The sequence below is a fragment of the Frankia sp. AiPa1 genome, from assembly GCF_023243075.1.
Taxonomy (GTDB): Bacteria; Actinomycetota; Actinomycetes; order Frankiales; family Frankiaceae; genus Frankia.
Window position 1 is genome coordinate 1 of sequence record NZ_JALKFZ020000077.1, and the last position, 4504, is coordinate 4504.

The following is a 4504-nucleotide window of genomic DNA, read 5'->3' on the forward strand; positions in this document are numbered from 1 at the left end:
CGACTGGCGGAACCAGCACGTCGAAGATCAGAAGCTGCGGGACATCGTCAAGCGGGCGAACGTGGCCTGACAAGGCAGTAGGTGCGGTCCGGCATTCCTAGGACGGAAAGCCGGTCGGCGAGGTCGGCCGCGAACGACTCGGCCTCCTCCGGCCGATGCAGGGCCAGGGCGAGCCTGTGTTCGTCGACGGCGGTGACGCCGGCCCGTTCGCGCAGGCTGGCATCGAGCTGGTCGACGAGTTCCTCGGGCCCGGAGAGCTCGCGAGGCAGCTCAGACCATGCGACAGTGAACATGATGACCTCCCTGGACGGCTCCGGGAGTCGTCCCCTGCCGCGGGCAGGACGAATCATGCCATCGCGGAATTCTCCGCAGCAAAAGCGGACCACAGCAGGGAGTAGGGGCCACCGGCGTCGACCAGCTCGTCGTGGGTGCCCTGTTCGGCGACCCGGCCGCCGGCCATGACGACGACCCGGTCGGCGCGGGCGGCGGTGGTGAGCCGGTGCGCGATGACGATCGTGGTCCGCCGGGTGGTGACCGCCTGGGCGGCGGCGGTGACGGCGGCCTCGGTGGCGAGGTCCAGGGCGGCGGTGGCCTCGTCGAACAGCAGGATGTCCGGGTCGGCGAGTTCGGCCCGGGCGAGCGCGAGCAGCTGGCGCTGCCCGGCGGACAGTCCCCGGCCGCGTTCGCCGACGGGATGCGCGTAGCCGTCGGGCAGGGTCGCGATGAACGCCTCGGCGCCGACGGCGCGCGCGGCGGCGCGGACCTGCTCGTCGGAGGCGCCCGGACGGGCGTAGGCGATGGCGTCGCGGACCGTGCCGGAGAACAGGAACGGCTCCTGCGGGACGAGTCCGAGGCGCTGCCGGTAGCCGGACAGGTCGAACGCGCGCACGTCCACCCCGTCGATGCGGATGGCGCCGCCGGTGACGTCGTAGAAGCGGGCGACGAGCTTGAGCACCGTCGACTTGCCTGCGCCGGTCTCCCCGACGAACGCGACGGTCTCGCCGGGGGCGATGCGCAGGTTGATGCCGTCCGCCGCGTTCGTGGCGCTCCGCTGCCCGCCGACCGAGTAGGCGAAGGTGACGTCGTCGAAGATGATCTCGCCGGTCAGGCGGCCGACGGCGCGCGGATGCTCGGCCTGCGGCGTGGAGGTCGGCATGCGCAGCAGGTCGGACAGCCGGCGCAGACCCACCATGGCCTGCTGGTAACCGTCGAAGACCTGGGACAGCTGCTGGACCGGTGAGAAGAACAGGTTGACGTACAGCATGAACGCGAGCAGCCCACCGGCGGTCAGCGAGCCGCGGCCGACGAACCGCGCGCCGATCCCGAGCACCAGCGCCAGCGCGATCCGGGAAAGGAACTCCACCCCGGGGAAGTAGATCGCGATCATACGCTGGGCAAGCAGTCGGGATCTCCGGTAGGAATCGGCGAGTTCCTGGAACCGCTGCTGGTTGACCTGCTCTCGACCGAATGCCTGCGCGACCCGCAGACCGGTGAGGTTCTCCTGCAGGGACGCGTTGACCGCGCTGACCCGCTCCCGCGACTCGGTGTAGGCGGCGGACGAGCGGCGCCGGAAGATGACGGTCGCGGCGATGAGGATCGGCAGGACGGCCACCACGACCAGCGCGAGCTCCGCGTCGAGGATCAGCAACGCGACCAGCACGCCGAAGAACGACAACACGCTGACGATCGCGGTGGTCAGCCCGGTCTGCAGGAAGGTGGACAGGGCGTCGACGTCCGTCGTCATCCGGGTCATGATCCGCCCGGCGAGCTCGCGTTCGTAGTAGTCGAGTCCAAGCCGCTGCAGCTGGGCGAACGTCTTGACCCGCAGCACGTAGAGCAGCCGCTCGCCCATCCGACCGGTGACCCGGGTCTGCCAGATCTGCACGATCCAGTCGGCGAGGGTGATGGCGAGCGCGACCCCGGCGGTGGCGAACAGCACCTCCCGCGCGCCCGTGCTCACCCCCTTGTCGACGGCGTGGCGGACCAGCGCCGGGACGGCGAGGCCGGCGACGGCATCGAGGGCGACAAGCAGCAGGCCGACGACCATCGGGACCCGCACCCAGGCCAGCAGCCGGCGCAGCGTGAAGCCCGGGTCTGGCGCGGCGGCGGCGTCCTGGTCGACGTGGGGGTCGTCGGTGGCCGGGGGCAGCGCGTCTACCTTCGCGAGCAGCTCCGGGGTCGCGGGGACGTCCCCGAACGCGCCGCCGCCGCCGAACGCCCGCCCGGCCGCCCCGCGGAACGCCTGGCCGCCGCCGACGCCACCGGTGCCACCGGTGCCGCGACCGCCGAAACCGCCGCGTCCGGTGTCGGGGGCAGGGGTGCGGGTACGGGCGGCTGGTACTGGCATCACCGCCTTCACCGGTACCGGTACCGGGTCCTCCTCCGCCTCGGCCAGGCTGTCGCCCGGACCGCTCAGCAGGCGGCGGAACAGCGGACATCGGCTCGCCAGCTCGGCCTCGGTGCCCTCGTCGACGATGCGCCCGGCGTCCAGGACGGCGATGCGGTCGGCGAGGTGCAGGGTGGAACGCCGGTGGGCGATGAGGATCGTGGTGCGTCCGCGCATCACCTCGGCGAGCGTGGCGTGGATCTCGGCCTCGATGCGGGCGTCGACGGCGGAGGTGGCGTCGTCGAGGATGAGCACCCGCGGGTCGGTGAGCAGGGCACGGGCCAGTGCCACCCGCTGGCGCTGGCCGCCGGACAGGGTCAGGCCCTGTTCGCCGACGACGGTGTCGTAGCCGTCCGGCAGCTCGCGGATGAACCCGTCGGCCTGGGCGGCGCGGGCGGCGGCGATGACCTGCTCGTCGGTGGCGTCCGGCCGCCCGTAGCTGATGTTTGCCCGGACCGAGTCGGAGAAGAGGAAGCTGTCCTCGAAGACCATTCCGAGCTGCGCGCGCAGCGACGCGATCGTGAGGGTGCGCACGTCGTGCCCGTCCAGGCGGACGCTGCCGGCCTGCGGATCGTAGAACCGGGGCAGCAGCTGGGAGATCGTCGACTTGCCGGAGCCGGAGGTGCCCACCAGCGCGAGGGTCTCCCCCGGCTCGACCCGCAGGCAGACGTCGCGCAGCACCGGCCGCCGCGGCTGGTAGCCGAAGGTGACCCCGTCCAGTTCGACGAGGCCGCGGGCGACGGTCAGGTCGACCGCGTCCGGCAGGTCGCTGATCATGGGCCGGGAGTCGAGGATCTCGAAGACCCGCACCGTGCTGGCCTTGGCCTGCTGGCCGACGGTGAGCAGACCCGCGAGGGTGCGCGTCGGCCCGATCAGGGCGCCGAGGTAGGTACTGAACGCGAGGAACGTCCCCAACGTGATCCGGTCGGTGAGCGCCAGCCAGCCGCCGAGGGCCAGCACCGCGACCTGCCCGAGCGAGGGCACCGCCTGCATCGCCGCCCCGAACCGGCTGGTGATCCTCACCGCCCGCATCCGCAGCGCGAACAGCAGCCGGGCACGCTCGGCGACCCGGTCGAGTTCCCGCGACTCCTGCCCGAACCCCTTCACCACCCGCACGCCGGCGACGGCCTCCTCCACCGCGCCGGCAACCTCACCTGCCTGTTGCTGGGCAGCCCAGGTCGCGGGAAAGACGGTGTGCCGCGCCCGAAGACCAAGCAGATACAACGCCGGCCCCATCGCCAGCGCGATCAGCGTCAGCACCGGCGAGAGCCAGGCCATCGCCGCGATCGACGCGAAGAACAGCACCACGTTCCCGCTGACCATCGGCAGATAGGACAGCATCCCCTGGATCACCGTCACATCGGAGATCGCCCTGGACACCACCTGCCCCGTGGACAGCTGGTCCTGCCGGCTGCCGTCCAGCCCCTCGATCGCCGCGAACACGGCGTCCCGCAGGTCGTACTGGACGTCGAGCGACAGCTTCCCGCCCACGAACCGCCGCACGAACGCGAACCCGAAGATCAGCACGCCGGACGCCAGCAACACCACCATGTACGGCGCGAGCGCATGCCGGTGCGTGACGACCACGTTGTCGATGACCTGCCGCTCCACCAGCGGCACCGCCGCCGTGACCAGCGTCCCGAGCAGCGCCGACCCGAATGCCAGGATCACGTTGCGCCGGTATACCAGCACCGCCCCCAGCAGCCGCTTCACCCATCCGCGTTCGCTGTCGCCCGCCGGCACCGGAGACGGCGGGACGGACGTCGCACCAGTCGGGTTCGGGGGGGACGTCTGCCGCACGGATGTGGATGCTTCGGTGCTCGCGGTGAACCTCCAAGGGGATGGGCGCACCCGGCCCAGAAGGCCGGCCGGGCGACGGCCGTCGATGGGAGACCCCCTGACCGTACGTCCAGCAGCGCTCGTACACGGGTGACTCAGTCTCCCTCGGCGCAACATTTCAGCAACACGATTGATGCCCGAACACGCCATCCAGACCACGCCACGCCCCGTGACCCTGGCACCCCCAAGCAGCCGGAACCGACCGGCCGGGGGGGGGGGGGGGGGGGGGGGGGGGGGGGGGGGGGGGGGGGGGGGGGGGGGGGGGGGGGGGGGGGGGGG

At 72.1% G+C, this 4504-nt stretch carries 2 protein-coding genes; both read right to left on the reverse strand.

Annotated features, from left to right (window positions below):
- Positions 1–47: 47 nt before the first annotated feature.
- The gene (locus tag MXD95_RS07440) at positions 48–293 is read right to left on the reverse strand and encodes a hypothetical protein (RefSeq protein WP_250639803.1); all 246 of its coding nucleotides are present in this window, start codon (positions 291–293) and stop codon (positions 48–50) included.
- Positions 294–346: 53 nt separating this feature from the next.
- On the reverse strand, positions 347–4186 hold the full coding sequence (locus MXD95_RS07445; RefSeq protein ID WP_250639804.1) for an ABC transporter ATP-binding protein: 3840 nt from the start codon (positions 4184–4186) through the stop codon (positions 347–349).
- Positions 4187–4504 lie beyond the last annotated feature (318 nt).